This window comes from Thermosynechococcus sp. TG215 (assembly GCF_031583455.1).
Lineage (GTDB): Bacteria > Cyanobacteriota > Cyanobacteriia > Thermosynechococcales > Thermosynechococcaceae > Thermosynechococcus.
In genome coordinates this window covers 319,337-346,161 of record NZ_CP134178.1, presented here as the reverse complement: position 1 = coordinate 346,161, position 26,825 = coordinate 319,337, and the positions used below count along the sequence as shown (strand labels likewise).

Below are 26,825 nucleotides of genomic sequence, written 5' to 3'. Positions count from 1 at the left end.
ATGCACTGATCCGAACACCATGACGGTAACCCTGACCCCTGCCTTAACCCTCCATGAGCGGGTAGCCACGATCGCCCGCCGCCTTGGCATTGAAAAATTTGACCTTGGTGGCTCCCATGTGGATGAGGTGAGTGTCCAAGTACAGCAGGGGGAACCCAAACAGGTGAAGGCCTCGCAGCGATCGGGGATTACCGTGCGGGTGTGGAACTCAACGGGTCGCCTAGGGGTAGCCAGCACCACCCAATTGGACGATCGCGGTCTGGAAACAGCCCTAGAAATGGCCAAAGAAGCCAGTGCCTTTGGCGTCACCGAGGACATTCCCGACTTTAGTCCCTTGGCCACAGCGCCCCTTGGGGAGACGACGCTAACGACGGCTGATGTGCCCCTTGCCCCGGCGAAAACCCTCTTGGATCAACTGATTGCTGCGGAACGGGAGCTGTTGGGACGACATCCAGCGATCGCTAGCGTTCCCTACAATGGTCTCAGCCAGCGGCGCATAGAACGGTTTTATCTCAACAGCGAGGGAGCCGATCGCCAGCAAACCAGCACCACAACCACGCTCTATCTCTACAGCAAAACCGATGAGGCGGGTCGCAAACCCCGCAGTGCGGGTGCCATTCGCATCAGTCCCGATCTTGAGCACTTAGACATTGCGGGCTGTATTGATGAAGTGGCCGACAAAACCATTCGCCACTTGGCCTATGAACCGATTGCCTCTGGCCAGTACCCAGTGCTTTTTTCACCCTCGGCATTCCTCAGCCTGCTCAGTGCCTTTAGCAATCTCTTTAATGCCCAAAACATTTTGGATCGCCAGAGCCTTTCGACGCCAGAATCCCTCCATCAGGCGATCGCCAGCCCCCTTTTGAGCGTGTACGACGACGCCCGCCATCCCCAGAATGTGGGTCAGTCCCTCTTTGATGGCGAAGGTACCCCCACCCGCCGCACCCCTTTAATTGAGCAGGGGATTCTTACGGGTCTCTACCACAGTGCCGGTACGGCGCGTCGCTTTCAAACCCAGCCCACGGGGCATGCCAACTTAGGGGCAAAGGTGACAGTGAGTGGTCACTTCTACGATGTCCCAGCGGGTGAAGGGGGCGATCGCGCCGATGGTCTTGTCTGGATTGACGAACTCCATGCCCTCCACGCGGGCGTGAAAGCCCTTCAAGGCTCATTTTCCCTCCCTTTTGACGGTTGGCTGTTGCGCAACGGCGAAGCCATCAGCATTGAAGCGGCCACCGTGGCCGGCGATATTCGCAGCCTGCTGAAAGGTATTCTCCATCTGGGCACTGAAGTTGAAGTCACCCCCTATGGTTGTTGTCCGCCAGTGTGGGTGAGTCCCCTTGCGATTACCGGTGAATAGCTAGACCTGCATCAAGTCGAGGCTGCGGGACGTGCCCAAGCGGGTGGCACCGGCATCAATGAGTTCAAGGGCTTGCTCCCGCGTACGAATGCCGCCAGAGGCCTTAATGCCCACGCGATCGCGACTCAGGCGCTTGAGCAGACGCACATCTGCAATCGTGGCACCACCGCGCCAGCCCGTGCTGGTTTTCAGGAAAGCCACCCCCGCATCCAAGCAAATATCCACTGCCAGTTGTTTTTCTTCCTCTGTCAGCACCGTGGTTTCCAAAATTGCCTTGACGGTCACCCCCGTTTCCGCGCAGATTTGGGCAATATCGCGATAGACGGCCTCGGTGTTGCCCTCCTTGAGCCAACCCAAGTTAATGACCACATCCAACTCTGTCGCACCACTGTCAACCGCCTCCTGCGCCTCATAGAGTTTCGTGGCACTGGTGTGGGCACCACTGGGAAAGCCAATGACGGTACACACTTTCACGGGTGTGCGGTGGAGCAACTGGACTGCCGTCTTCACCCAGACGGGCATGACACAGACGGCGGTAAATTTCCATTGTTCTGCTTCAGCACAGCATCGTTCAATCTCTGCTGTGGTTGCCAAGGGGTCAAGCTGGGTATGATCAATGTAGGGCGCAAGGTCAAACAAATCACGTTCCGTCATAGGAATTCACCCAGAACAACCCTATTTTTATTAACTAAATAATAATAAAAACGGGGACGGAAAATGAGACCTTGGGAGATCGGTTCTCCCACCCCCCACCTAAAATTCACCCTTGCTAGATTAAAGCTAGGCTATCACAGGCACGCTGACCTGTTGGCCAGACTACCTTTTTGGGAGGACACTCTATGGAGCCAACCATGAACCCTCGCAATCTTCAAGAAAGTGCTGATTCCCTCTGGAACTATCTGCAAAGTTTGGATGCAGAAGTGGTGGCTCGCCTGTCCCGTCCCGCGTCGCCAGAAATGGCCATTGTGATGGAACGCCACATTGGTAACCTGCTGGGCTACTTGCCACCGGAGGGGTTTGAGGTTTCCATTACCACGAATCGGGAGCACCTTGGGCGTCTCTTGGCTTCGGCAATGATGAGCGGTTACTTCTTGCGCGGTGCCGAGCAACGTCTTGAATTCGAGCGATCGCTCCAAGCGGCTGCCCAAGCGGAAGACAGCAAATAACCCATGCCAACGGTACAGGACAGTGGGGGCGGGTATACACTACCTGCCCTTCGTTTTGCACTTTTACAGTGGTATCAGCAGCAGGGGCGGGATTTACCTTGGCGGCACACGCGCGATCCCTATGCCATCTGGGTCTCAGAAATCATGCTCCAGCAAACCCAAGTGGCCACGGTGATTCCCTACTACCAGCGTTGGCTAGCCACCTTTCCCGCGATCGCCGACTTAGCGATTGCCGATTTGGAAACCGTCTTGAAACTGTGGCAGGGATTGGGCTACTATGCACGGGCACGCCATTTGCACCGCGCGGCTCAACAGATCATGGCCGATCATGGGGGGCAATTTCCCTGCACCTACGAGGCCGTGGTGGCATTACCGGGAATTGGTCGCAGTACCGCAGGTGCGATCCTCAGTGCTGCCTTTAATCAGCCCCAGCCGATTCTCGATGGCAATGTCAAACGGGTGCTTGCCCGTCTCTATGGACTCACGATCCCCCCCAAGCAAGCGGAAGCCCAACTCTGGCAGTGGTCGGCGCAACTGCTGTGTCCCCAAGCCCCCCGCGATTTTAATCAAGCCCTGATGGATCTGGGGGCAACGATCTGTACACCCCACCAACCCCTGTGTCATGCTTGTCCTTGGCAACACCATTGCGTCGCTTACCAACAGCAGTTAACCCATGAGATTCCTCGCAAAATGAACCGTTCCCCCTTACCCCATAAAAAGATTGGTGTCGCGGTGATTTGGAATGCGGCAGGTCAGATTCTCATTGATCGGCGGCCACCAACAGGTCTATTGGGGGGACTATGGGAGTTTCCGGGGGGCAAAATTGAACCCAATGAGACGGTTCAGGAGTGTATTCAGCGGGAAATTCGTGAGGAATTGGGCATTGAGATTAGTGTTGGTGAGCATTTGATTGACATTGATCATGCCTACACCCATTTTCGGGTGACGCTCCATGTCTATTACTGCCAGCATCTTTCAGGAAGTCCTCAGCCCTTGGGGTGCGATGCCATCCGTTGGGTGACCCCTGAGGAATTGGAGCAGTTTCCCTTTCCGAAAGCCAATACTGCAATTATTCAGGCCATTCACGAACGGGGCAGACCCACAGCCTAGGTGTTTGCAACGACACCCTCAGCCGCCGCCGCATCCAAAAACCAAAGGGCATTGCCAGTAATCAGCCGTGCCGGATAGAGATGGGGATCAGTCGTCCCAGAGAAAATATGACGTAGGGCAGTTTGTTTATTGGCACCTGTCACAAGAAAGAGAATTTGACGGGCATGGTTAATCAGGGGCACCGTGAAGGTGAGGCGGGGCTGGCCATCCTTGTTGCCCACGGTAATCAGGCGATCGCCCACCGTCAGGGCTGCTGTGTGGGGAAACAGGGAGGCCGTATGGCCATCGGGTCCCATACCGAGCAAAATCAGATCAAAGCTGGGAACTTCTCCTTCACGGATGCCAAAGGTTTGGCGCAGGATTTGCTCATAGCGATCGGCAGCGGTCTGCGGATCCGCATCCGCCGTTGGCATTGGGTGAATCTGATTTTTGGGAATCGGTACATGATTGAGCCACGCCTGAAAGGCCATCCCCGCATTGCTGTCGGCATGATCGAGGGGAACATAGCGTTCATCACCCCAGAAAATGTGCCACCGTGACCAAGGAGTATCCGCACAAACAAGGCTTTCATACAACGGTTTAGGCGTGTTGCCGCCGGCAAGGGCAAGCATAAATTGCCCCCGTTGGGCGATCGCCCCAGTGGCCTGCTCAAGAACAAACTGCTTTGCCGCCGCCGTCAGGGCAGCCAAATCTGGAAAAACACGTACATTGGGTGTTGGCATAGAAGCATCATCCTAATTGGAGCGAATCACACCATCGGTCGCCGTACCCAGTCCGGGACTGGAAAAGGGATCAGCATTGCCGCGCCAGTTAAACCCATTAATGCGCAAAAGAATCGTCGCCAACTGGCGATCGAGGTTATAGCGAAACACCACCCCATAGGTGCGACGGCTATATTCAACAATAATGTTTGTATCAAAAACTCTCCCTGTGTCCACATTAATTTGCATTTGGGTACCCGCTCGCAGCGGACCGTAAATCTGCTGCAACAATCCCACGTTGAGCACACTAAAGTCAGTAATCCGATCAAAGAGAAAGGGCGAGGATGGCTCACTCAATGTCTGTGTAAATCCCACATCAAAACTGGTGTAGTCAAACCAATGACGAGAAAAATGACCCACTTGACCCCGAAACCCTGCCCCTGCAACTAACGCGGGTTGGGTACTGCCATTGGTATAGTAGTTCGCTACACCGCCTACCTGACTATAGAACTGCAAGAAGGGTTGTACAGGACGGGGGCTATAGCGCAGGCCTTGGGTTCGCGTCGGCGGTAAGGGAGTGCCCCGCCAAATGGGCATCACCCAGTTAAGACTTGCGGCAGCTTGAAGACGACCTAGGCTTGGCTTAGGGGGTAAGGAGGGATCATCACTGGCTGCCGTGACGTATTGACCTCCCAGAAGATAACTGAGTGTTAGGCCCTGAGTTAAGGGAATACCTGTACCACTGAACATGCCGCCAAAGCTACTGGTAATTTCCTGCTCCCCAAGGGAACGATTAAAAACCCGTTGGCGATAAAGGGCAGAAACCGTTAGGAGATTGCGGGCATCAAAATTGTGGAACAAGTCTACCCCTGCGCGTGACGTACTCGGCCAGTCGTTAGGGTTGAGCGTATTCAAGAAGCCGTAACCGCGCACACGAGTCTGCGGCGTGAACCGATGGCCTAGCTCGATCGCCGCCCCGTAGCTTTTAGCATCAAAAACATCAAAGTCATTGTTGATGATCCGTTCTAAATAGATGGATGGCAGGAAGGTGATTTGGGTATTGGGGGTATTGATTGCTCTGTACCGATAGGCGAGAAATACGCCGCCGCGATCTTGTTCATCATAGCCAAACTCAAAGGGGAGAATTTCGTAGGGACGACCTACAACAAACCGCCGCAGCACAATGGGTAAGGCCACCCGCTGATCAAAGACCACACGACCCCGTCGTACCTTGAGCAGGGTTTCATCGGCACTGAGGGGTTCGGCGGTGGCTTCCTGAGCCCGTGCCTCCAGCTCTGGCGGACTAAAGGGATCATTCGTGATTCGCAGGTTTGTCGCCAACCAGCGGCGGCCATCAAACTCTAGGCGATCGGCCTCAAAGCGCAACCGATCAAAGGTTTCTGTCACTTCTGCTTGGAGATCTGTGCCCTGTTCGTCAAGACCGGGGAGAGGGCTAAGGGGTGGGGGGCTAGGAGAGCGGGTCAGGCTCAGGTCTTGATCCACCCTAGCGGTATTGACGACGCCGCGAGCATTGGTGAGAGAGCCTTGATCGAGTCTGAGGTTATATTCCAAGCGATCGCCCTGCAAGACTTGATCGCCGCGCGTAATCGTCACATTACCTTCCGCCACCAGAATTTGGGCGTCAATATCGGTTTGAATGCGATCAGCGGTGAGTTCAGCTTCCTTGAAGCGGAGGAAAACATTGCCAATGGCATTAAACAAGCGCCGCATCAGATCGAACTCTTGGCGATCGGCCGTCACCTCCAAGGGTTGATCACGGACAACGGGCGTTTCAGCATTGGCCTCCCCAAGACGGAGGGGGGCTGTAAAATCCGGTGTTGGCCTAGGGCTGATCGGCGTTGTACTGCTAAGATCAGGAGCTACCGTTGTTCCAAGTAGCTCCGCTTGTGGTGCGCCGCTGACCTCAGTCATTTCTGCGGGTTGTGCAGGGGGGGGCAGACTAGCAAAAAGGGGTAAAAACAACAACGGCCAAACTTCCTCACGACCACTGCCTAGTTACGTTACCCGATGCCCACCCCCTTTGGCGAGGATTACTCGAGATCCTTACGCTTGGGGTTACGAGCTGGGTCACCCGAAAGGAACCCGAAAACAAAGAGCAGGACAAAGAAGGTCACAACGATATAAACGGTAATTTTGAGTGTTTCCATGATGTTGTCGTTTTTCGTAGCGTCACCTTCTGATCATACGGGATGAGGGACTCCCTCGCATCCCCTAAAACACTTGGCTTTTTGTGGCATCCGACAGCGTGGGAATTTCGGCATAGATGCCGCGTACAGACTGCACCACCGCATAGACGACGCCAATCACCGTGGCAATAAAGACAAAGTTGAAGAGCACTTTAATCAGCAGGTCAAAACTAGCAACGCGGATCAGCAGTTGTACCAGTAGTTGGACAATAAACAGCACAATCCCCATCAACAGTGCCTGCATCGTGTTATAGCGAATAAAAAGGCTGATACGACTGTTGCGCACCACCAGCAGGTACAACAGCATAAAAACAATTAGGCCAGCAAAGGGAATGGAGTAGATCAAGGCTACCGGTAAAACCACTAACACCAGTGCTTGCAGTGGTGGAAACAAATCAAACAAAAAGCCACCAAAGGGCATGACGTAGAAGAGCGGCAGCAGATACGCTAAGCTGGCAAAGATACGATCTAACGCAGTGGTTGTGGCACGCCAAGTCATGGGTTGCTCCTTTTAGGGGTTGGAGGGGGATTGACTCATGGCCTTCAGCAGTAGATCCGCCGAAATCATGTTGCATTCCACAACTTTACTGACCAGCGGTGGCCCCACTCGCGAGACAATGATCCCTTGCAGCTCCGGATTATTTCTGACTGACAGGATAGCAGCACCGATGATGGAACCGGAATCGGGAGCTGGGTTAGTACCATTGGTGGGTAGCATTTTGAGCAACTGGGCGATATCTGTACAACTTGCCCGTGACACATATTTTGCCAAGGAATCACTCAGCTGCTCAACCATGGTCTTCATCATTTCCGGAGGCAACGGGCTGGCGCCTTGGGCACGCGCTGGTTGACCTACTCCTAGGACAAGGATGCCACCTATCACAAGGGGAATGCCGATAGCCGACTTGAGCAATTGCAACATGTTCAACCTCATGTTCATTTGAACTCTCAGCCAATGTGCCAGCAAACTAGCTGTGACGCTCCTCAATCACCCGATCAATCAAGCCGTAGTTTTTTGCCTCTTCGGCGGACATGAAGAAGTCACGATCCATATCCCGCTCAATTTTTTCGAGGGGCTGGCCGGTATGGTGGGCGTATAGCTCATTGAGTTGTCGCCGTACCCGTAAAATTTCGCGAGCTTCGATCTCAATATCCGTTGCTTGGCCACGGGTACCACCAGAGGGCTGGTGAATCATGATGCGGGAGTGGGGTAATGCCAACCGTTTGCCTTTGGTACCGGCTGCAAGGAGGAAAGACCCCATCGAGGCAGCCAGACCCACACAAATGGTGACGACATCGGATTTAATATGTTGCATCGTGTCATAGATTGCCATGCCAGCGGTGACGGAGCCACCGGGGGAGTTGATGTAGAGCATGATGTCTTTGCCCGGATCTTCGGAGTCAAGGTAGAGCATCACCGCCACAATTTGGTTGGCAATCTCATCATCGACTTCTTTACCAAGGAAAATAATCCGCTCGCGATAGAGACGGTTGTAGATGTCAATCCACTGGGTGTAGGGTTCACCGGGCATCCGGTAGGGGACTTTGGGTACTCCGATGGGCATAGAATCCTTCCACGCTGAGCTATCAATGCCGCAACCTGAGCCATGAAGGCGGCTTTTCTCCCTGATTCTAACCTATTCCAAAGGCCTTCGCTCTAAACCTGGCAGAGGCAGAGGGCAAACCACTGCTGAGGGTCGGTAAAGGCCTTGATCCATCGAAATCCAGCAGCCGTTAATGCCGCCTTGAGGGCAGCAAGATCAAACTTGCGGGAAATTTCGGTGAGAATCGGTTCACCCACAGTAAAAGTGCACTGAAAATCAAGGGCAGCCAAGGTAACGGTTTGCCGCTGCTGTGAATCGAGATACATTTCAATTTGCTGGGCAATCGGGTTATAGATGGCGCGATGGGCAAAGGCTGCGGGCTGAAAATTTCCTTGAAAGCGCCAGTTGAGGTGATGGAGGAGATTGCGGTTAAAGGCAGCCGTCACCCCTTGGGCATCGTTGTAAGCAGGGAGCAAAATACTCGTGTCTTTGATCAGATCCACGCCCAGCAGGAAATAGTCCCCGTCCCTAAGAACCCGATGAATCTGTTGAAAAAGGGTCTGGCATTCGCTGGGGGAGAGGTTGCCAATGGTGCTACCGAGAAAGCAGAGCAAGCGCCGAGGTGCCAAGGGGGGCGGTAGGTGCTCTAATCCCACTTGATAGGTACCGACAAGACCATGAATACTGAGCTGCGGATAGTCGGCAAGAAGAGCCATGGCACTGGTTTTGAGGATTGAGCCACTGACATCAATGGGACGATAGTACAGCCGAGGTTGTATGTGGGCATAGGCCGATAGGAGAAGGCGAATCTTGCGATCGCTGCCACTGCCCAGTTCCACGAGTTCACAGCCGCCCGTGAGTTGGGCGATCGCCCCGGCGGCGGTCTCTAAAATGCCCAATTCTGTACGGGTGGGGTAGTATTCCGGCAGCTCACAGATTTGCTCAAAGAGGCGTGATCCCGCAGCATCGTAGAAGTAGTAGGAGGGAAGAGACTTGGGTTGCTGAGTCAGACCTCGGATAACATCTTGGCCGTCCCGTTCTGTGGCGAGACTGGGTAAGTGGGTCAGGTGCAGGCGATCGCTCACAGGGAAAGCGGCTCCAGAATGTGCAGACCTTAAGATATTTTAGCCTTTAGCCGCTGCTCCAAACGCCGTCCCCACCACGCGATCGGCAAACTCATTAGCAGGTAGAGAATTAAGGCCAGCGCATACAGAGGAAATGGCTGGCTACTGTTGCGAATCACCCACACCCGCATCACTGAGGTTAAGTCCACGCCGGCAATCACACTGACAATAGTAAATGAGTGTATTTAGTGCTCCCCGCAAAAAGGCCGGCAGGGCAGCTTGGATCAGTTCCATCGAAGAGATTGGGTTACACCTGTTGCTCTAACTTAATGAGGGGTTCAGGGAGCTATCAGTCCCGCGCTCTACCTAAAAGGTGAGCTACATGGACTCCCCGCACTTATCGATTCGCCACCGCGACGCGAAAGCCAGCTACGATGGGGACGAGATTAAGTCTTTATCGTACACTTCGTACACTACAGTCCAGTCATGCAGTCCTCAATCGCCACCCACACCTCTGCACCACAGAGGACGGCACAGATGGTCAGACCAATGATGTCAAGGAGTTGATGCTCTAGCAAGTGTTCTGCGCGGGGGTCTTCTAGGGTTTTGACGTGGTCGAGCAGACGGGCAGAGGGTTGGCATGGTGGCATTCCCACAAACGATTGGCTTACTTTTCTACTATGCGTTTGCCCTAGAAATCCTCGTCCTAGGGTTGCGATCGCGCCCATCCCCTTGATATACTAGGCAAGCTGATTAAGTTGCCCTCGGCAAATCAGTGTATTTTTTGCACATTTTTGGTTGGACACCATCATCACTGTAGGTTGGGTATAGTTGCATGGCTCGATATCGTGGCCCTCGTTTGAGAATTGTCCGTCGTCTGGGTGAACTGGCTGGTCTCACCCGCAAAGCCCCCAAGCGGAGCTATCCCCCCGGTCAACACGGCCAAGCCCGCAAAAAGCGTTCGGAATATGCCCTGCGCCTTGACGAAAAGCAAAAACTGCGCTTCAACTACGGGGTCTCGGAGCGGCAACTTGTACGCTATGTGCGCAAAGCCCGTCGGGTCAGTGGTTCCACGGGGCAAACCCTTCTACAGTTGTTGGAAATGCGGCTGGATAACACTGTTTTCCGCCTTGGGATGGCACCAACGATTCCAGCAGCCCGCCAACTGGTGAATCATGGCCATATTCTGGTCAATGGCCGCAGTGTATCTATTCCCAGCTATCAGTGCCGTCCGGGGGACGTGATTACCGTCCGCGATAATGAGCGATCGCGCCGCTTGGTGGAAACCAACCTTCAAAATCCCGGTCTTGCCAATCTTCCCAGCCACTTGGAACTGGATAAAAGCACCCTCACCGGCAGAGTCACTGGTATTGTCGAACGGCAATGGGTTGCTCTCCAAGTCAATGAACTCCTCGTGGTTGAGTACTACTCCCGCAAAGTCTAGAGTATCGCCGCCCTTCCTATGGCAGAAGCCTATCTTCTGGAAAAACTTCGCACTGTCGAGCAAACCTTTACAGAACTTACCCGTCGCTTGGCGGATCCCGATGTGGCGGTCAACCCAACCGAATTTCAGAAGGTGGCTCGCTCCCGTGCTGCCCTAGAGGAGACGGTGAACGCCTATCACGAATGGCAGTCCCTCAATCAGCAACTGGTGGATGCCCGCCAACTGCTTAAAGAAGCAGTCAATGAACCCGAGCTACGCCAGATGGCTGAAGAAGAAGTCGCGGATCTCAGCCGCCGCATTACCGAACTGGAGGAACGCCTAAAAATTCTGCTGCTGCCCCGTGACCCCAATGATGATAAAAACATCATGCTCGAAATTCGAGCGGGTGCTGGGGGCGATGAAGCGGGAATTTGGGCAGGGGATTTAGTGCGAATGTACTCCCGCTACGCCAAAAGCCAAGGCTGGCAGGTGAGCTTAGTCAGTGAATCCCTTGCAGAAATGGGGGGCTTCAAGGAAGCCATCCTCGAAATCAAAGGCGATCGCGTCTATAGCAAGCTGAAGTTTGAATCCGGTGTCCATCGCGTGCAGCGGGTGCCTGTCACCGAAGCGGGGGGGCGAGTTCACACCTCTACGGCCACCGTGGCGGTAATGCCCGAAGTGGATGAAGTGGAAGTAGAAATTGATCCCAAGGATATTGAACTCACCACAGCGCGATCCGGAGGTGCTGGTGGCCAAAACGTCAACAAAGTAGAAACAGCCGTTGACCTCTTCCACAAGCCGACGGGTATTCGCATCTTCTGCACCGAAGAGCGTAGCCAACTGAAAAACAAGGAGCGCGCGTTCCAAATCCTACGGGCAAAACTCTACGAAATGAAGCTGCGGGAACAGCAGGAAGCCATTACCTCAATGCGTCGCTCCCAAGTGGGTACGGGCGATCGCTCCGAAAAAATTCGCACCTACAACTACAAAGACGATCGCGTCACCGACCACCGCTTGGGACAGAACTTTAGCCTCAGCAGTGTCCTAGAAGGGGATCTAGAACCCATTATTCAAGCCTGCATCAGCCGTGATCAGCAGGAACAACTGGCACAACTGGCTGCCGAACAAGCCTAGGAGGATCAAATGACCAAATTTGTGGCTTGGGGACGCTACTGTGAGGATGTCCTCGAACGGCGTGCCCCCCATCGCCAAGCACACCTCGACGGCCTTGCGGCTCAAAAAGCCCAAGGGGTGCTCATCACCATTGGTCCTACGAAAGACCTGCGCTACTTTTTTGCCATTTACGCGGCGGATAGCGAAGAGACCGTGCGCCAATTGATTGAAAACGACCCCTACTGGCAGCATCAGGTGTGGATAGAGTACAGCATTCATGAGTGGATCCAAGCCCTCTAGGGGCGAGGGCGGATCCGCAACTCACTTAGGGCGCAAGGGCATTGCCCCGCATCAGGCTACCAATCGTTTTTGCCGTAATTTTCAACTGCACTAAGGGATTAGCCGGCACCACCGTCTTGTAGAGGTAGCTATCGAAGGTGAGCTTCTGTACATCAATATCGCTACACATCTCCACAAAAGCCTCACGGGTGGCATCGGAGCGATAAAAGACCCGTTGCAGCAGATCTAACACTAGGTACGTCATGCCGTAGGCTTTGTCCCAGCGCTTCAGGTAGAGCTTGAGATCTGCTTCGGTGGGGATACGGCGACCGCTGTTGGAGGTCTCGACAATGGTTTCAGCGCACATGCGGGCTGACTTGGCGGCAAAGTAAATGCCTTCCCCAGAAGACTTGGTGACCGTACCGGCTGCATCTCCCACCAAAGCCACGCGACCGACCACCCGTCGCGGCCGCGGATGCTCAGGAATGGGGTGAGCCTCCACTTTAATAATTTGCCCCCCTTCCAGTTTGGCAGCAGCACGGGCGCGGATTCCCGCTTGCAACTCCCGAATGCGATCTTTGTTAATCTTCATGGTGCCGGTGCCCACGGCCACATGGTCATATTTCGGGAAAACCCATGCATAGAAGTCTGGGGACACGTCATCCCCCACGTACATTTCTGCCAACTCGTTGTAGTAGGTCATTTTGTCCTCAGGCAGGCGGATGCGCTCCTGATAGGCAATGGCGTAGTTGTAATCGCCGGCATCAATTTCCTTGGCAATGCGGGAATTTGCCCCATCGGCACCAATCACCACATCCACTTCAAGGGTCTGAGCTGTGCCATCCTCTTGGACATAGTGGAGGGTGTAGGGCTGATCGCTGGTGGCGGGCTGCTCCAGCTTAAAGACGGTGCCATTGATCAAGTTGGCGCCCAAATCCGCCGCCCGATTGCGCATAAAGCTATCGAGGACTTCGCGGCGACACATACCGATATACTCGTGGTCTTTGAGGGTATGGCCAATGTTCACCTCGATATTGGAGGGGGAAATCATCTTCATTTTGCGCACGCGGCGGTCAATGATTTCCGGCGGCAAGTCAAATTCACTGACCATGCACAGGGGGATCGCACCGCCACAGGGCTTGGCATTGTCTAATTTACGTTCAAAGAGATAGGTCTGGATTCCGGCTTTGGCTAAGGTTTCGGCGGCTGAGGAACCCGCTGGACCACCACCGACCACTGCTACCCGAAGTGACAACGGACGACTCCCAATTTTGGCTAACAAACAACAGTTTGGATACTATCACGGCAATTTTTTGTCTTCAAGGATTTAATCCCGAAAAGCCGCATCTGTAACAGTTTTCAACATTTGGCCATCGTTGATCCGTTAGGATAGATCTATCTATGGATTCAGAATTGATCCAGCGTGCGGACTGTAGCAGAAGCTACCCAATTTGTCTCTCGCGGTGGAGAATGGTATCATTTGCGAGGTTGTACAATTTACACCATTTCCCAGAGAAGTTTAAGGTAGGGCATTCACATGGCATCGTCTCCTGTTGCGCCCGTTGTTTTGATGATTTTGGATGGCTGGGGCTATCGCGAAGAGACCTACGGTAATGCGATCGCTAGCGCCAATACGCCTGTTATGGACAGTTTGTGGCAAGCCTACCCCCACACATTGATTTACACCTCTGGGAAGGCGGTGGGACTCCCCAAAGGTCAAATGGGTAACTCCGAGGTGGGGCATTTAAATATCGGTGCTGGGCGCATTGTGCCCCAAGAGTTGGTGCGCATTTCCGATGCCGTTGAAGATGGTAGCCTCTTTAGCAATCCCGTCCTTGTGAAGCTCTGCCAAACGGTGAGGGAACGCAACGGCAAGCTCCATTTTATCGGTCTGTGTTCTGCAGGCGGGGTGCATTCCCACATTGATCACCTCTACGGCTTGGTGGAACTGGCCAAGCGCCAGAACTTGCCCGCTTGTATCCATGCCATTACCGATGGTCGCGATACACCCCCCCGCGATGCCGCAGGTGTCCTTGAGGAATTGGAGCAACGCCTGAAAACCATTGGCTGCGGACGAATTGTGACGGTGAGTGGTCGCTACTATGCCATGGATCGCGATCGCCGTTGGGATCGTACCGAGGCGGCCTACCGCGTCATGACCAGCAATGAAAATATTCAACCCCTGCGGGCGGTGGATGTCGCCAGTAAGTCCTATGCCCAAGATATTGGCGATGAATTTATTGTCCCCACGCGCATTGCTGAAGGAGCCGTTGAACCCGGCGATGGCGTGGTGTTCTTTAATTTCCGTCCCGATCGCGCCCGCCAGCTCACCCAAGCCTTTATTGACCCTGACTTTAGTGGCTTTGAGCGGACGCTAATTACGCCCTTGGAATACGTGACCTTCACCCAATACGATGCCAACTTTAACTGTGGTGTCGCCTTCCCGCCCCAAAACCTCAATCATATCCTTGGGGAAGTGATTGCCGAGCATGGCCTGAAGCAATTGCGGGCAGCGGAAACAGAAAAATATGCCCACGTCACCTATTTCTTCAATGGCGGCCTTGAGGAACCCTTCCCCGGCGAAGATCGCATTCTCATCCCCAGTCCAATGGTGGCCACCTACGATCAAGCGCCAGCCATGTCTGCCCTTGCCGTCACAGAAGCGGTTAAGGAGGCCATTGAGAAACAGGAATATGCCCTAATTGTGGTGAACTTTGCTAACCCCGATATGGTGGGGCACACGGGGCAATTAGTGGCAACAATTCAAGCCATTGAAACCGTGGATCGCTGTGTAGGCGTATTGGTGGAAGCAACAACAAAGGTGGGGGGCACGCTGCTGATTACCGCTGATCATGGCAACGCTGAGTACATGATTGACGAGGACGGTAACCCTTGGACGGCTCACACCACTAACCCCGTTCCCTTCATCTTGGTGGAAGGGGAGAAACGCAAAATCCCCGGCCATGCTACAGATGTGAGCCTGCGAGAGGATGGGTGTCTGGCGGATATTGCGCCAACAATTCTGGAAATTTTGGGGCTGCCTCAACCCCCTGAGATGACCGGGCGATCGCTGATTGCCAGTGCCCCCTATGAAACGCGCCTCAATCGCACCCCAGTCTCTGTGAAGGTCTAAGGGCATTCTCAACCCAAGAGCGACGGCAGAAAATTTTAAGAAATCTTAAAATAGGAACAGTGCTTGTCCTGTTTTTATGGCCACGTTTCGCTCCATTCTGGGTTACTATCGCGCCTATCGGGGGATGGCGATCGCCAGTATGACCGCAGCTAGTCTCTGCGAACTGGTGGATTTGCTCGTGCCCTATGCCATTGGTCAAATTCTCAACCTGCTCTCGCAACAACCCCTCGATCCGCCAGTGGTGGCGATCGCCCATACGCTGCAAACATGGACGGGCTGGAACAATGCCTTTGGCGTCAATCTCACCGTTCTCGGCAGTATTGTCTTTTTGGCCACTGTGGTGCGTGCCCCAATTCAACCGTGGCTGGGGGTATGGTTCCACTGGTGGATTGCCTTGGCTGCCCGCCGCGACCACACTCGCAAAGCCGTCGAGAAAATTCTGACGCTGCCCCTAGAATTCTTTGAGGAAAACAACCCGGGTCGCATTGCCAATCGTGTTAGCAAAGGGATTTCCAACCATACGTGGAGCTATCCCGAAATTGCCGGTCAACTGATTCCCAAACTGGTACGGGTGCTGGGGATTGGCGTGATTGTCTGGTGGCTTGATTGGCCGATCGCCCTTGGACTGTTGCTCTCCTTTACAGTGATCTTGGTGCTGACCCTGCGCACCCTGCGACGGATCATTCAAAAGGAAGAAATTCTCGACAGCCACATCGAAAGCACAGAAAGCCGCACCTCAGAAATCATTACCAATATCAAAACCGTCAAGGCCTTTGCCACGGAAGCCCGTGAGCTTGCTCGTCAACAGCAGCGTCTCGATCGCGAGTTCAAGATGGTCATTGACCGCATCCATCGCGGCTATATGCACCTGATTACTTGGCAGGGAACCGTAGTCCAGTTCTGTCTTTTCAGTTTGTTGGGGTTTTCCCTAGCAGCCACGATCGCCGGCCGGGTCTCGATTGGCCACTTTATTACGATTTACACCCTTGCCAGTATGGCCTATGCCGAAATTACCCCCCTCTCGCAGGTGTCGGAGGTGTTTGCGCGCCGCTATGCCTCCATTTTGCGCTTCCATGAATTTATGGAATTGCCCCCCGGTCGCGATGCCATTGATCTGGAGCAACAGGAGATTCCTAGCCTGAAGTTTTCGGGCAAAGTGGATTTTCAGCACGTTTGGTTTAGCTACACGCCAGGGCGTCCCATTCTGCGGGATATTAACTTACTGATTGAACCCTGCCAAACGGTGGCCTTGGTGGGGCGATCGGGTTCCGGGAAATCTACCTTGATCAAGCTGCTCTTTCGCTACTTCCAGCCGGATCAGGGGCAGATTCTCATTGATGGCCAAGATATTCAAACCCTCGATGTCCGCGCCTATCGCCGCCGTTTGGCCATTGTCCACCAAGAGGTGGATGTCTTTAATGGCACCCTCTGGGATAACCTCACCTATGCCAATCCTGAGGTCAGTGCCGACGCCGTCTATGAGGCCTGTGCCATTGCGCGGGTGGATGAATTTGTGCAGCAGTTGCCCTTGGGCTATCGCACAATTGTCGGTGAACGGGGCTTGCGGCTTTCGGGGGGACAGCGGCAGCGGTTAGGGATTGCCCGTGCCCTCTTAGCAGATCCCGATGTGTTGATTTTTGATGAAGCGACCTCAAGTCTGGATTATGAATCGGAGCGGGAAATTCAACTGGCCCTGCGCTCCATTACGGGTACTCGCACAATGATTGTGATTGCCCACCGTCTCAGTACGGTTCGGGATGCCAATCAAATTGTGGTTTTGGATCAAGGGACAATCCGTGAGCAGGGAGACCATGAGACACTCCTCGCCCAAGGGGGGGTGTATGCCCATCTCTACTCGATTCAGCGCGATCGCGCCCCCCATGCCTAACTGAGATCGACACCAAGGAAGCGATCCAAAAGCCGATAGCGCCAAAAAGCCCGCAAGACCACCACCCATAGCAAGACAATCAGCACAATCAATGCCCATAGTGACCACGACAGGGGTTCCAACTCGGCCACTGCCCGTAGGGTCGGCGAGAAGCTGATGATCAGGAAGGCAGCCAGCAGAGCTAAAACCACAGCAACATAACGCCAGTTGCCCACTAAAGGCGAACCGCCAACCCATGTGGGATGGGGAGGTTTGAGAAACAGGACTAAACAAAGGGAGGCCAGCATCAGGGTCGTCACCAAGGCCGTGCGGGCGATCGCCACACTCTGCCCCAGTTCTAAGAGCACCTCGCGGCCATTCAACAGCGTTGGATCAAAGCGTCCTTGGAGCAATTCCACAAGGGGCGTCAGTTCCCGTGCTAACACCCCCAAGTACATGAAAATGGCCAACAGTGCGAGGCTTAGGGTGGCGGGGATGACAAAGTGCAACAATGAACGAATCAGCGATCGATGGGGACGCGGCCCCGGCACTGCCCAAAAAGCCACCGCCAAGGTCGGCAGACCCACTCCCCACAGGGTGAGCAGGCTATTGTGCTTAATCAACAGCGGAAAGGCGCGCCCTGCCATGACAGTGACTAGACAAAGCAAACTAAAGCTAAACACCCGCACCAGAAAGAGCTTCGTGACATCTTGAATGCCGTTGTAGATGCGCTGTCCTTCCCGAAAGGCGGCTGGTAAGGCGGCAAAGGAATCCGCAAGCAATACAATATCAGCCACATTCCGGGTAATGGCACTGCCACTTTCCATAGCAATTCCCACGTTGGCCTGCTTCAGGGACAGCACATCATTGACACCATCGCCAATCATGGCCACCTGATGCCCAAGGGCGCGTAGTCGAGTCACGAGTTTCGCCTTTTGCTCGGGGGTAATGCGACCAAAGACCGTGGCTTTCTCGGCCATTTGATCAAAGCTGGGATCATCCATGGCGGCCAAGTCTGCGCCGGAGATGGCGATCGCCCCATCATCGAGACCCACTTGTTTCGCAAGGGCAACAACGGTTTCCGCGTGGTCGCCGGAGATAATTTTGATTTGAATTCCGGCTTGCTGAAAGCGTTCTAGAACCTCACGGGATTGGGGTCGCAGGCGATCGCCCACCCAAATCACTGCTAAGGGTTCTAGGTCTGGGGGCAAGAGGGCAGTCTCCTGCCGCTCATCCCATTGCGGATCACTGCGACTACGGGCAAAAAGAAGCACTCGCAATCCCTGCTGCCGTCCGCGCCGCAGCAACTCAGTCGTACCAGAAGGAAGATCATCGGTTGTAAAGAGAACATCCGGTGCCCCCAAGATAAACGTTTCCGAGTCCTGCCACGCTGCGGCACTCCACTTATAGACCGAGGAAAAGGGAATCTCAAGGCGTAGGGGTTGGGGAGTTCCCTCAAAGGCCTCTGTGAGGGCAACAAGGGTGCGGTTCGGAGCACTAACACTGGCGGTAAACGTGGCGAGAGCCGCTTTTGTCTTTTCCTGTGTCTCGGTGAGGGCGTACCAGCTATGGAGTTCAAGGGCATTGGCTGTAAGGGTTCCTGTTTTATCAAGGCAGAGAATATCGACGCCACTGAGGGACTCAATGGCATTCACCTGCTGCACCAAGACATTGGCACGGGAGATGCGCAATGCCCCCAAGGCATAGGTCAGGGTAATGGTGAGATACAAGCCCACGGGGACAAGACCCGCCACCACTGCCGCCGTTTGCACACTCATTTGTAGGGTGGTCAGGCGTACCAACAGCGAAAGCAACACCAATAGCCACAGGAAAATGGCAAGGGCAAGGATGACGCGAATAATCAGGTTAATTTCCCGTTGCAGGGGGGTCAGTTTGTGGTGGTAAGTTTTGGCGGCAGCAGTTAGTTGATGGGCGGTACTGGCTTCCCCCACCTGTTCGGCGACATAGGCAGCGGCGCCGCGCACACAAAAGCTCCCAGAGTACAGGCGATCGCCCGCTTGCTTGGAGATGAGATCCGACTCCCCTGTGAGCAAGGACTCATCCACTTGGATCTGTCCATCACCAACGACAGTGCCATCGGCAACGATTTGATCCCCCGGCTCCAAAAGGAGAATATCCCCTTCTACGACTTCTGCCGGATCAATAATGGCCTCTTGGCGATCGCGCAGCACCTTGACACGGGGACGGGTGAGGAGGCTAATTTCATCCAACTGCCGTTTGGCGCGAATTTCTTGCAGGATGCTAATGATGGCATTGAGAAACACCACCACGATGATGGCGGCCACATCTCCCGGACGACCTAAAAAGAGCAAAATGACGCTAATAAAAGCAAAAACCCCATTGATAAACGTGAAGAGGTTTTCCCGCAAAATGTCGCCATAGGTGCGATTGCTTTCACTCGCTTGACGGTTAATGCGACCTCTGGCTTGCCGCTCCGCCACTTCCGCCGCTGTCAGACCCGTCAATGGTGCTGTCATACCCTAAGTTTCCGCTGATTTAACCACAAACACCGAACAGGGGGCATCCGCCACAACGGCGCCACTTACTGAGCCTTGCACAACCCGCTCAACCCCCGTGAGGCCGCGACTCCCCAGCACAATCAGGTCTGCCCCATAGATATTGGCCAAGCGTAAAATTTCCTCGACGGGGTCACCGGTAACAATTTCAATTTCCGAGTCACAGGGGAGGTGGCTTTGGAACTGTTGTAAATGCTGCTCAATACTGCGGTAGGTGCCCATTTGCGGATGCAACGAGGGGCGATCGGCACTGACCCCAAACCCCGACTCCACCGGTGAAATCACATGACTGAGAATCACTTGGGCATCTGGGTCAAGATTTAACTGTGCCACCGCTGCCATCACCCGTGCCGATAACTCACTGGTATCGAGGGCCACTAAAATTGTTTTGAACATGCCTGTGACTCTGTACTTGCAATCTCCTAGTCTGCCACAAGAGCGCAAGTAGCGGTCAAACTGCCCTTCTGGATAGCTATTCGCAATGATTATTAACCACACCTATCGGTTTATTTTCCTGAAAACTCGTAAAACTGCTGGCACCAGTATTGAAATTGCCCTCTCCCAGTTTTGTGGTAGTCAGGATGTCATCACACCGATTCGCTGGCAGGATGAGTGCATCCGTCGCCAATTGGGTTATCCAGAGCCTCGCAATTTTTGTGCTCCCTTGGTTGACTATCGGTTGTCAGACTGGCTCGCTCTCTTTTATCAGGGGCCTAAGCGCAAGTGTAATAATCACTTCACGGCTGCCGAAGTTAACAACGCGATTAATCCCGACATTTGGCATAACTACTTTAAGTTTTGCTTTGAACGTAATCCCTTTGATAAGGCAATTAGTCGCTATTACTAGGAAATTCCATCGGCAACCCCAAATGAGGTATAGCTCCTTTGAGCATACAAAAGGATGACAAGGGGAAATTAAGTAAAAGTACTCAATGATAATGTCAACATTTGTTACAAACGTTACTGGGGATCATAAGACTTGTGGAGAATCCCCATGAAATGCTGACATTTCCTCGCATTCGTTAGGGGATCGCAGTAGCGTGAGGATCAGTACAGGACAGCAGGTGAATGTGTTGTGACGGTGTCGGGCGGTTATAAAAATGCCCGGATGAGTACACCAAGGAATTGTTCTGTCAAGACTGCAAACCCTATCCAAGAGTGCCTATGAAAGTTGGGGTCGTTAAGGAACGCGAAGTGGGTGAACAACGGGTTGCCCTGATTCCCGAAGTCGTTGCCAAGCTGGTGCAGCAGGGGTATCACCTCTGTGTGGAGTCCGGTGCAGGGGATATGGCTCACTTCAGCGATGATGACTACCGTGCAGCAGGTGCGGAAATTGGTTACTCCATTGAAGAGGTCTGGGGCGGTGTGGATGTGCTGCTCAAGGTGGCGCCGCTGCGCGATCGCGAGGTGGAGTGGATTCGACCCGGCACCACCTTAATTAGTTTTCTCAATCCCTTGGGCAATCCATGGCAGATGCAACACTTGGCAGAGCGGCAGATTACTGCCTTTGCCCTCGAGTGCATTCCCCGCACGAGTCGTGCCCAGAGTATGGATGCCCTGTCTTCCCAAGCAGCGGTGGCAGGCTATGCGGCGGTGTTATTGGCCGCTGCTAATTTGCCGCGCTTTTTCCCGATGTTGACGACGGCAGCGGGTACGATTCCCCCCGCCAAGGTGTTTGTGATTGGGGCAGGGGTGGCTGGCTTGCAGGCGATCGCCACCGCGCGGCGTTTGGGAGCCGTGGTTGAAGCCTTTGATATTCGCCCAGCGGTCAAGGAGGAAGTACAAAGCCTCGGTGCCAAATTTGTCGAAGTTAACCTTGAGGAGGATACGGTTGCTGCCGGCGGCTATGCCAAAGAGGTTTCTGAGGCGGCGAAGCACAAAACCCAAGAGGCGATCGCTGCCCATGTCCACAGTGCCGATGTGGTCATTACCACTGCTCAAATTCCGGGCAAGCCTGCCCCTCTTTTGGTGACAGAACGGATGGTGGCCAGCATGAAACCGGGTTCGGTGATTGTGGATTTAGCCGCTGAGCAGGGGGGCAACTGTGCCTGCACAGAACCGGGGCGCTCTATTTGTCATCAGCGGGTCACCATTATTGGCCCAATTAATCTGCCCTCGACAATGGCGGTGCATGCCAGTCAAATGTATGCCAAAAACATTTCGACCCTTCTGAAGTACCTCACCCCCCAAGGGGAATTGGTCTTGAACTTTGGCGATGACATTGTGGATGCCGCCTGTGTCACCCATGAAGGGCAGGTTCGCAACCCACGGGTACTGCAACTGCTGCATCCTGCCCAAACCTTGGCAACAACGGTTTAGAGATGTCCCTAGAGGATTCGTTCTATGACAGATCCCATTCTTGTCGGTCTGATGATTTTTGTCTTGGCCAGTTTCATTGGCTTTGAGGTGATTAACAAAGTTCCCCCCACCCTGCATACCCCCTTGATGTCTGGTTCCAATGCCATTTCGGGGATTGCCGTAATTGGTGCCCTACTGATGGCGGGGAGTGGGCACACCACTTTAACGGTGGTCTTGGGATTTATTGCGACAGTGCTCGCCACGATTAATGTGGTGGGCGGTTTTTTGGTCACGGATCGCATGTTGCAGATGTTTAAGCGGTAGGAACCATGGATTGGCTAACACGCATTGAAGAATTGAGCTATCTGGGTGCTGCGGCGCTCTTTATCCTCGGTTTGAAAAAACTGGGGTCTCCGGCCACGGCCCGTCAAGGAAATCGCCTTGCCGCCTTGGGGATGTTGATTGCGATTGTGGTCACGCTCCTCGATCGCCAGATTATTAGCTATACGGGCATCCTAGCGGCCATTGGCCTCGGCAGTGTCATTGGCGCGATCGCTGCCTACAAAGTGGAAATGACGGCCATGCCCCAGATGGTGGGGTTACTCAATGGCTTAGGAGGGGCGGCCTCTGCCTTGGTGGGCATTGGGGAATTTTGCCGCATCGTTGCGTTGGGTGAACCGCTGACCCCCAGTACGCTGATCACCATTCTTTTGGGGGTGCTGATTGGGGGTGTCACCCTTACTGGTAGCCTTGTGGCTTTTGGTAAGCTTCAGGGATTGATTTCGGGAACCCCGATCATTTTCCCGATGCAGCAGGCGATTCACCTCGGCTTGCTGGTGGCTTTCTGGGTGGCCAGTGGCTGGGTGTGGTTGCATCCAAGTCAGATGCCGATTTTCTGGGGCCTAGTGGCGATCGCCAGCATTTTGGGGGTGCTCTTTGTCCTGCCCATTGGCGGTGCTGATATGCCGGTTGTGATTTCCCTTTTGAACTCCCTTTCGGGCTTGGCTGCCAGTGCTGCGGGCTTCATCGTTGGCAACAGTATGCTGATTATCGCGGGTGCCTTGGTGGGAGCTGCGGGGCTGATTCTGACCCAAATTATGTGCAAGGCCATGAATCGCTCCTTGGCCAATGTGCTCTTTAGTGGCTTTGGTAGCTCGACCACAGGCAGTGCTGAGGGTAGTGTTCATGCCACCGCGAAGTCAGTGCGCACCATTGACCCCGAAGAAAGTGCGATGATGCTGGGTTATGCCAAATCTGTGGTCATTGTTCCCGGCTATGGGATGGCGGTTGCCCAAGCGCAGCACAGTGTCAAAGAACTGGCAGATCAACTGGAGCGGCTGGGTGTGGATGTCAAATACGCGATCCACCCGGTGGCAGGTCGCATGCCCGGTCACATGAATGTGCTGCTTGCCGAAGCCAATGTCCCCTACCCCCAACTCAAGGACATGGAGGACATTAATCCAGAGTTTGAGCATGTGGATGTGGCACTGGTCATTGGTGCCAATGATGTCGTGAATCCAGCCGCGCGCACGAACCCCGGTAGCCCTGTCTATGGGATGCCCATTCTCGATGTGGATCGGGCACGACACACGATTGTGATCAAGCGCAGTCTCAATCCGGGCTTTGCCGGTATTGACAATGAGTTGTTCTACAAGGACAGAACGCTGATGCTGTTTGGCAATGCCAAGGAAGTGCTCAATCAACTCATTGCTGAGGTCAAACACCTTTAGGCAGTTGCCCTAGCCACGCGACGGTCAAAAACAGGGGCAATTTCTGCTAGGTCAAACTGATCAAGGCGATCGAGCACCCACTGACAACGACGCTGGAGCATGTGAAAGGGATAGGTGTGCGCGACCCCCAAGACTTTGACACCAGCTTCACGGGCGGATTGCACCCCCACCAAGGTGTCCTCGATCGCCAGACAATCAGCGGCTGTGAGATCGCCCCCTAGGGCTTGCAAGGCTGCAATGGCACGGAGATAGGGGTCGGGATAGGGTTTACCGCGTTCTACGCTTTCGGCACTGATAATGCAGTCCACAATGCCAGTCAAGTTTCCCCGCTCAAGAGCCAAGTCCACATCGGATTGCAGGGCACCGGTGACAATGGCAATTTTCAATTGCGCAGCATGGAGTTTCGCCAGCAGGGCGATCGCCCCCGCAAAGAAGGGAAAAGGCTCCATATTGGCTAGGCGTGCGCGGTAGGCAGCTGCCTTTTGTGCCACCAGTTTGTCGAGATAGGCCGGCGTCACTACCCGGCCGCGGCGACTGAGGAGATTATCCAAACAGGCGCGATCGCTGCGTCCCAAGCAAAAGAGATCGTATTCCCCCCGCTGGGGTCGCAAGTTCTCTTGCAGCAGAATCTCATCAATGAGGGCGGCATGGATCGCCTCATCATCAAGGATCACCCCATTGAAATCCAATAAGACTGCCTTCAGGGGCATAGTTAACTGCGCTACTTGTGTGCCAACTCTGGGAATAACTGCTGAATCCGTGCTTGGAGTTGCTCCGCAGCGCTGAGGTGCGCCATCTCTGCTGGGGGTCGCATGAGGGATTCTCCCACCAAAATCGCCTTGGCTCCCGCTTGGGTCACCCGCTCAACATCAGCGCGCTGATGAATGCCCGATTCACTGACCACGAGGATGTCGCGATCGCGCAGTTGCGCCCCATAGGTGGCCAAAAGCTGTTCAGTGGTGGCTAGATCAACACTAAAATCCGTCAAATTGCGATTGTTGATGCCCACCAACTGTACGTCCTCCAGCTCAAGTACCCGTTCCATCTCCTCGGCGCTGTGCACCTCCACTAATGCGGTTAGCCCCAAGCCATGGGCAATGCGCAGGAAATAACGCAGATCGCGATCCGAGAGAATGGCAGCGATTAAGAGAACCGCATCAGCGCCCCGCAACCGCGCTAAGAACATTTGGTAGGGGTAAATGATAAAGTCCTTGCACAGCAGTGGCACGTCCACCACTTGGCGAATTTGAGCCAGGTACTCAAAACTGCCTTGGAAAAACTCACTGTCCGTTAGGACGGAAAGGCAAGTCGCGCCAGCGGCAACATAGGCTTGGGCGATCGCCACCGGGTCAAAGTTGGGGCGAATCACCCCTTTACTGGGAGAGGCCTTCTTGACCTCGGCAATCAGTGCTGGCTGGGTGACAGGGTTTTGCAGCGCGGCGAAAAAGGAGCGTACGGGTGGTGCATCGAGTACCTGACGTTGCAAGTCCGGCAGGGGGAGCACTTCCCGCAGTTGCTCTACCTCCTGTTCCTTGTGCCAAACGATTTTCTCAAGGATATTGCGGGGAGCCTCATCGGCCACCGGTACTTGGTAGTGGAGGTTGCGAACGGTTACAGCGGGATTAGGGGGACGCCGGCGAATTTGCATGATGAGTGTCGTATGGAGTTGCAACAGTTGAACACTAAGATAAATCACATTGGCTGTACTAAACCATTCTCCCTTAGTCCTTATTTACAATCTGAGTTCAGATGGCCATTGGCGTTTGGGTTTTAGGCGATCAACTGTGGCAAGGGCAATCAGCCCTGCAAAGCTGTCCAACCCCTGTGCCCGCCATCCTCATTGAGTCCCGCCAATGGGTGCAACAACGCCGCTACCATGCCCAAAAACTCGTGCTGGTGTGGTCGGCCATGCGCCACTTTGCCCAAGAACTCGAGGCAGCCGGTTGGCCGGTGACCTATGCGATCGCCCCCGACTTTGCTACCCCCTTGCGACAGTGGATTGAAGCTCACCATATCCACGAACTACGGATTATGGCACCCAGCGATCGCCCCTTTCGGGATCTGATCGCTACCCTCGATCTCCCCTGTACCATTAAGTTCTTGCCCAACAATCACTTTCTCTGGTCAGAAGCAGAATTTCAGGACTGGGCGAAGGGTCGCAAAACGCTGGTCTTGGAGTATTTCTACCGCGCCGGTCGCCAACGGTTTCAAATTCTCATGGACGGCAAATCCCCCGTGGGTGGCAAGTGGAACTACGATGCCGAAAATCGCCAACCGCCGCCTACTCGCCTCAAACCGCCACCACCGCTGCGCTTTTCTCCCGATCAGATCAGCCAAGAAGTCATTGAGACAGTGCGCCAAGGCAACTTTGACACCTACGGCCACATCGAACCCTTTGACTGGGGAGTCACCCGCGCCCAAGCGCTGCAGGTCTTGGAAAACTTTATTGAATACCGCTTGCCCCAGTTTGGCCCCTACCAAGATGCCATGGTGGCAGGAGAAGAGACCCTATGGCACAGCCTCCTTTCGCCCTATTTGAACCTAGGGCTATTGCACCCCCAAGAAGTGATCGATGCTGTCTTAGCCGCCTATAGGGAACGGCCGCTGCCCCTCAACAGTGTGGAGGGCTTTATTCGCCAAATTCTCGGCTGGCGTGAGTATATGTATGGTCTCTATCACTACCTTGGTGCTGACTACTGCCAGCATAATTTCTTTCAGCACACTCACCCCTTACCGACGTTCTTTTGGCAGAGCGATCGCACCACCATGAACTGTCTGCGCCACGTTCTGCAGCAAATTGAGCGCACAGGCTATGCCCACCACATTCAACGGCTGATGATCCTCGCCAACTTTGCCCTGATTACTGGCTTGTCTCCGCAAGAAGTGGAAAACTGGTTCCACAGCGTGTTTATTGATGCCTACGACTGGGTGATGCAAACCAATGTTTTGGGAATGGGCTTATTTGCCGATGGCGGACGCTTGGCCTCCAAGCCCTATGCGGCGTCTGCTAACTACATTCAGCGCATGAGTAATTATTGCCAAGGGTGCGCCTATGATCCCAAGCAACGAGTGGGCGATCGCGCCTGTCCCTTTAACTTTTTTTATTGGCACTTTCTAGCCCGGCACCGCAAAATCTTGAGTCGCCAAGGACGCATGAGCATTATCCTCAAAAATTTGGATAAACTGAGTGCCACAGAAACGGCAGCCATTCAACAGCAGGTGCAGCAGTGGTATGCTGAAAATTCATAGCCTCGAAAATAAAAAGTGTATTCTACATAACATTCATTTGCCAT

28 protein-coding genes are annotated in these 26,825 nt (G+C 54.1%); 13 read left to right on the top strand and 15 right to left on the bottom strand.

All coding sequences use genetic code 11. The features are described from left to right. The first annotated feature begins 19 nt into the window (after positions 1-19). Positions 20-1,360, top strand: coding sequence for a TldD/PmbA family protein (locus tag RHJ02_RS01565; protein WP_310800385.1), 1,341 nt, complete (start codon positions 20-22; stop codon positions 1,358-1,360). On the opposite strand, the gene deoC is transcribed toward RHJ02_RS01565, so the two are convergent. Beyond that, a complete protein-coding gene (gene deoC / locus RHJ02_RS01560) occupies positions 1,361-2,014 on the bottom strand; it encodes a deoxyribose-phosphate aldolase (RefSeq protein ID WP_206200778.1) in 654 nt (217 codons plus the stop codon). A 185-nt stretch (positions 2,015-2,199) separates the two neighbouring features. On the opposite strand from deoC, the gene RHJ02_RS01555 reads away from it, so the two are divergent. After that, on the top strand, positions 2,200-2,526 hold the full coding sequence (locus tag RHJ02_RS01555; protein WP_024124133.1) for a DUF760 domain-containing protein: 327 nt from the start codon (positions 2,200-2,202) through the stop codon (positions 2,524-2,526). Positions 2,527-2,529: 3 nt separating this feature from the next. Further along, entirely contained in the window at positions 2,530-3,636 is a 1,107-nt protein-coding gene (mutY, locus tag RHJ02_RS01550) for an A/G-specific adenine glycosylase (protein WP_302677112.1), read from the top strand. On the opposite strand, the gene pgl is transcribed toward mutY, so the two are convergent. The 9 genes from pgl to RHJ02_RS01505 form a co-directional block, all read right to left on the bottom strand. Next, a complete protein-coding gene (pgl, locus tag RHJ02_RS01545; protein WP_310800384.1) occupies positions 3,633-4,358 on the bottom strand; it encodes a 6-phosphogluconolactonase in 726 nt (241 codons plus the stop codon). The genes mutY and pgl overlap by 4 nt on opposite strands. Before the next feature lie 12 nt (positions 4,359-4,370). Then, entirely contained in the window at positions 4,371-6,320 is a 1,950-nt protein-coding gene (locus tag RHJ02_RS01540) for a DUF3769 domain-containing protein (RefSeq protein WP_310822143.1), read from the bottom strand. A gap of 68 nt (positions 6,321-6,388) precedes the next feature. Further along, positions 6,389-6,505: a photosystem II reaction center protein I gene (locus RHJ02_RS01535; RefSeq protein ID WP_011056917.1), complete on the bottom strand. Its 117-nt coding sequence runs from the start codon at positions 6,503-6,505 to the stop codon at positions 6,389-6,391. 64 nt (positions 6,506-6,569) lie between these two features. Then, a complete protein-coding gene (locus RHJ02_RS01530) occupies positions 6,570-7,043 on the bottom strand; it encodes a Tic20 family protein (RefSeq protein ID WP_206200775.1) in 474 nt (157 codons plus the stop codon). A 12-nt stretch (positions 7,044-7,055) separates the two neighbouring features. Then, positions 7,056-7,478 (bottom strand): hypothetical protein, encoded by a 423-nt coding sequence (locus RHJ02_RS01525; RefSeq protein WP_206200774.1) that lies wholly within the window; start codon positions 7,476-7,478, stop codon positions 7,056-7,058. A gap of 34 nt (positions 7,479-7,512) precedes the next feature. Further along, a complete protein-coding gene (locus RHJ02_RS01520) occupies positions 7,513-8,109 on the bottom strand; it encodes an ATP-dependent Clp protease proteolytic subunit (protein ID WP_225901614.1) in 597 nt (198 codons plus the stop codon). A 92-nt stretch (positions 8,110-8,201) separates the two neighbouring features. Beyond that, on the bottom strand, positions 8,202-9,173 hold the full coding sequence (gene egtD, locus RHJ02_RS01515) for an L-histidine N(alpha)-methyltransferase (protein WP_310800382.1): 972 nt from the start codon (positions 9,171-9,173) through the stop codon (positions 8,202-8,204). 29 nt (positions 9,174-9,202) lie between these two features. After that, positions 9,203-9,361, bottom strand: coding sequence for a hypothetical protein (locus RHJ02_RS01510; RefSeq protein ID WP_302677107.1), 159 nt, complete (start codon positions 9,359-9,361; stop codon positions 9,203-9,205). 264 nt (positions 9,362-9,625) lie between these two features. After that, positions 9,626-9,802: a transposase family protein gene (locus RHJ02_RS01505; RefSeq protein ID WP_399379721.1), complete on the bottom strand. Its 177-nt coding sequence runs from the start codon at positions 9,800-9,802 to the stop codon at positions 9,626-9,628. Between the two features lie 185 nt (positions 9,803-9,987). Here RHJ02_RS01505 and rpsD point away from each other — a divergent pair, with 185 nt between their 5' ends. From rpsD to RHJ02_RS01490, 3 genes are read left to right on the top strand one after another with little or no spacing between them, the layout of a single operon-like run. Next, complete coding sequence (gene rpsD / locus RHJ02_RS01500; protein WP_181495092.1) at positions 9,988-10,596, top strand: 30S ribosomal protein S4; 609 nt, start codon at positions 9,988-9,990, stop codon at positions 10,594-10,596. A gap of 18 nt (positions 10,597-10,614) precedes the next feature. Further along, positions 10,615-11,709: a peptide chain release factor 1 gene (prfA, locus tag RHJ02_RS01495; RefSeq protein ID WP_206200770.1), complete on the top strand. Its 1,095-nt coding sequence runs from the start codon at positions 10,615-10,617 to the stop codon at positions 11,707-11,709. A 9-nt stretch (positions 11,710-11,718) separates the two neighbouring features. Next, on the top strand, positions 11,719-11,988 hold the full coding sequence (locus RHJ02_RS01490) for a YciI family protein (RefSeq protein WP_302677106.1): 270 nt from the start codon (positions 11,719-11,721) through the stop codon (positions 11,986-11,988). 25 nt (positions 11,989-12,013) lie between these two features. Here the strand turns inward: RHJ02_RS01490 and chlP are convergent, their stop codons facing one another. Further along, positions 12,014-13,222 carry a geranylgeranyl reductase gene (gene chlP, locus RHJ02_RS01485; RefSeq protein WP_206200768.1) on the bottom strand — a complete coding sequence of 403 codons (1,209 nt, stop codon included), beginning with the start codon at positions 13,220-13,222 and terminating at the stop codon, positions 12,014-12,016. Between the two features lie 282 nt (positions 13,223-13,504). On the opposite strand from chlP, the gene gpmI reads away from it, so the two are divergent. Both gpmI and RHJ02_RS01475 read left to right on the top strand, forming a co-directional pair. Then, the gene (gpmI, locus tag RHJ02_RS01480; RefSeq protein ID WP_310800381.1) at positions 13,505-15,100 is read left to right on the top strand and encodes a 2,3-bisphosphoglycerate-independent phosphoglycerate mutase; all 1,596 of its coding nucleotides are present in this window, start codon (positions 13,505-13,507) and stop codon (positions 15,098-15,100) included. A 76-nt stretch (positions 15,101-15,176) separates the two neighbouring features. Next, positions 15,177-16,988, top strand: a complete 1,812-nt coding sequence (locus tag RHJ02_RS01475) for an ABC transporter ATP-binding protein (RefSeq protein WP_310800380.1) — start codon at positions 15,177-15,179, stop codon at positions 16,986-16,988. On the opposite strand, the gene RHJ02_RS01470 is transcribed toward RHJ02_RS01475, so the two are convergent. Beyond that, positions 16,985-19,465 carry an HAD-IC family P-type ATPase gene (locus RHJ02_RS01470; protein WP_310743272.1) on the bottom strand — a complete coding sequence of 827 codons (2,481 nt, stop codon included), beginning with the start codon at positions 19,463-19,465 and terminating at the stop codon, positions 16,985-16,987. The genes RHJ02_RS01475 and RHJ02_RS01470 overlap by 4 nt on opposite strands. 3 nt (positions 19,466-19,468) lie before the next feature. Continuing rightward, the gene (locus RHJ02_RS01465) at positions 19,469-19,900 is read right to left on the bottom strand and encodes a universal stress protein (protein ID WP_206200764.1); all 432 of its coding nucleotides are present in this window, start codon (positions 19,898-19,900) and stop codon (positions 19,469-19,471) included. An 85-nt stretch (positions 19,901-19,985) separates the two neighbouring features. Between RHJ02_RS01465 and RHJ02_RS01460 the strand changes: the two genes are divergently transcribed. From RHJ02_RS01460 to RHJ02_RS01445, 4 genes are all read left to right on the top strand, one after another. After that, positions 19,986-20,351: a sulfotransferase family 2 domain-containing protein gene (locus RHJ02_RS01460; RefSeq protein WP_310800379.1), complete on the top strand. Its 366-nt coding sequence runs from the start codon at positions 19,986-19,988 to the stop codon at positions 20,349-20,351. Between the two features lie 317 nt (positions 20,352-20,668). After that, complete coding sequence (locus RHJ02_RS01455; RefSeq protein ID WP_206200762.1) at positions 20,669-21,823, top strand: Re/Si-specific NAD(P)(+) transhydrogenase subunit alpha; 1,155 nt, start codon at positions 20,669-20,671, stop codon at positions 21,821-21,823. A 24-nt stretch (positions 21,824-21,847) separates the two neighbouring features. Beyond that, a complete protein-coding gene (locus tag RHJ02_RS01450) occupies positions 21,848-22,126 on the top strand; it encodes an NAD(P) transhydrogenase subunit alpha (protein ID WP_206200761.1) in 279 nt (92 codons plus the stop codon). Between the two features lie 5 nt (positions 22,127-22,131). Beyond that, complete coding sequence (locus tag RHJ02_RS01445; RefSeq protein WP_302677100.1) at positions 22,132-23,532, top strand: NAD(P)(+) transhydrogenase (Re/Si-specific) subunit beta; 1,401 nt, start codon at positions 22,132-22,134, stop codon at positions 23,530-23,532. Here the strand turns inward: RHJ02_RS01445 and RHJ02_RS01440 are convergent. Next, positions 23,529-24,242 carry an HAD family phosphatase gene (locus RHJ02_RS01440; protein ID WP_310800378.1) on the bottom strand — a complete coding sequence of 238 codons (714 nt, stop codon included), beginning with the start codon at positions 24,240-24,242 and terminating at the stop codon, positions 23,529-23,531. The two genes, RHJ02_RS01445 and RHJ02_RS01440, sit on opposite strands and share 4 nt — an antisense overlap. Positions 24,243-24,253: 11 nt before the next feature. Next, entirely contained in the window at positions 24,254-25,180 is a 927-nt protein-coding gene (trpC, locus tag RHJ02_RS01435) for an indole-3-glycerol phosphate synthase TrpC (RefSeq protein WP_206200758.1), read from the bottom strand. Positions 25,181-25,281: 101 nt separating this feature from the next. Between trpC and RHJ02_RS01430 the strand changes: the two genes are divergently transcribed. After that, entirely contained in the window at positions 25,282-26,781 is a 1,500-nt protein-coding gene (locus RHJ02_RS01430) for a cryptochrome/photolyase family protein (RefSeq protein ID WP_310800377.1), read from the top strand. The last annotated feature ends 44 nt before the right edge of the window (positions 26,782-26,825 follow it).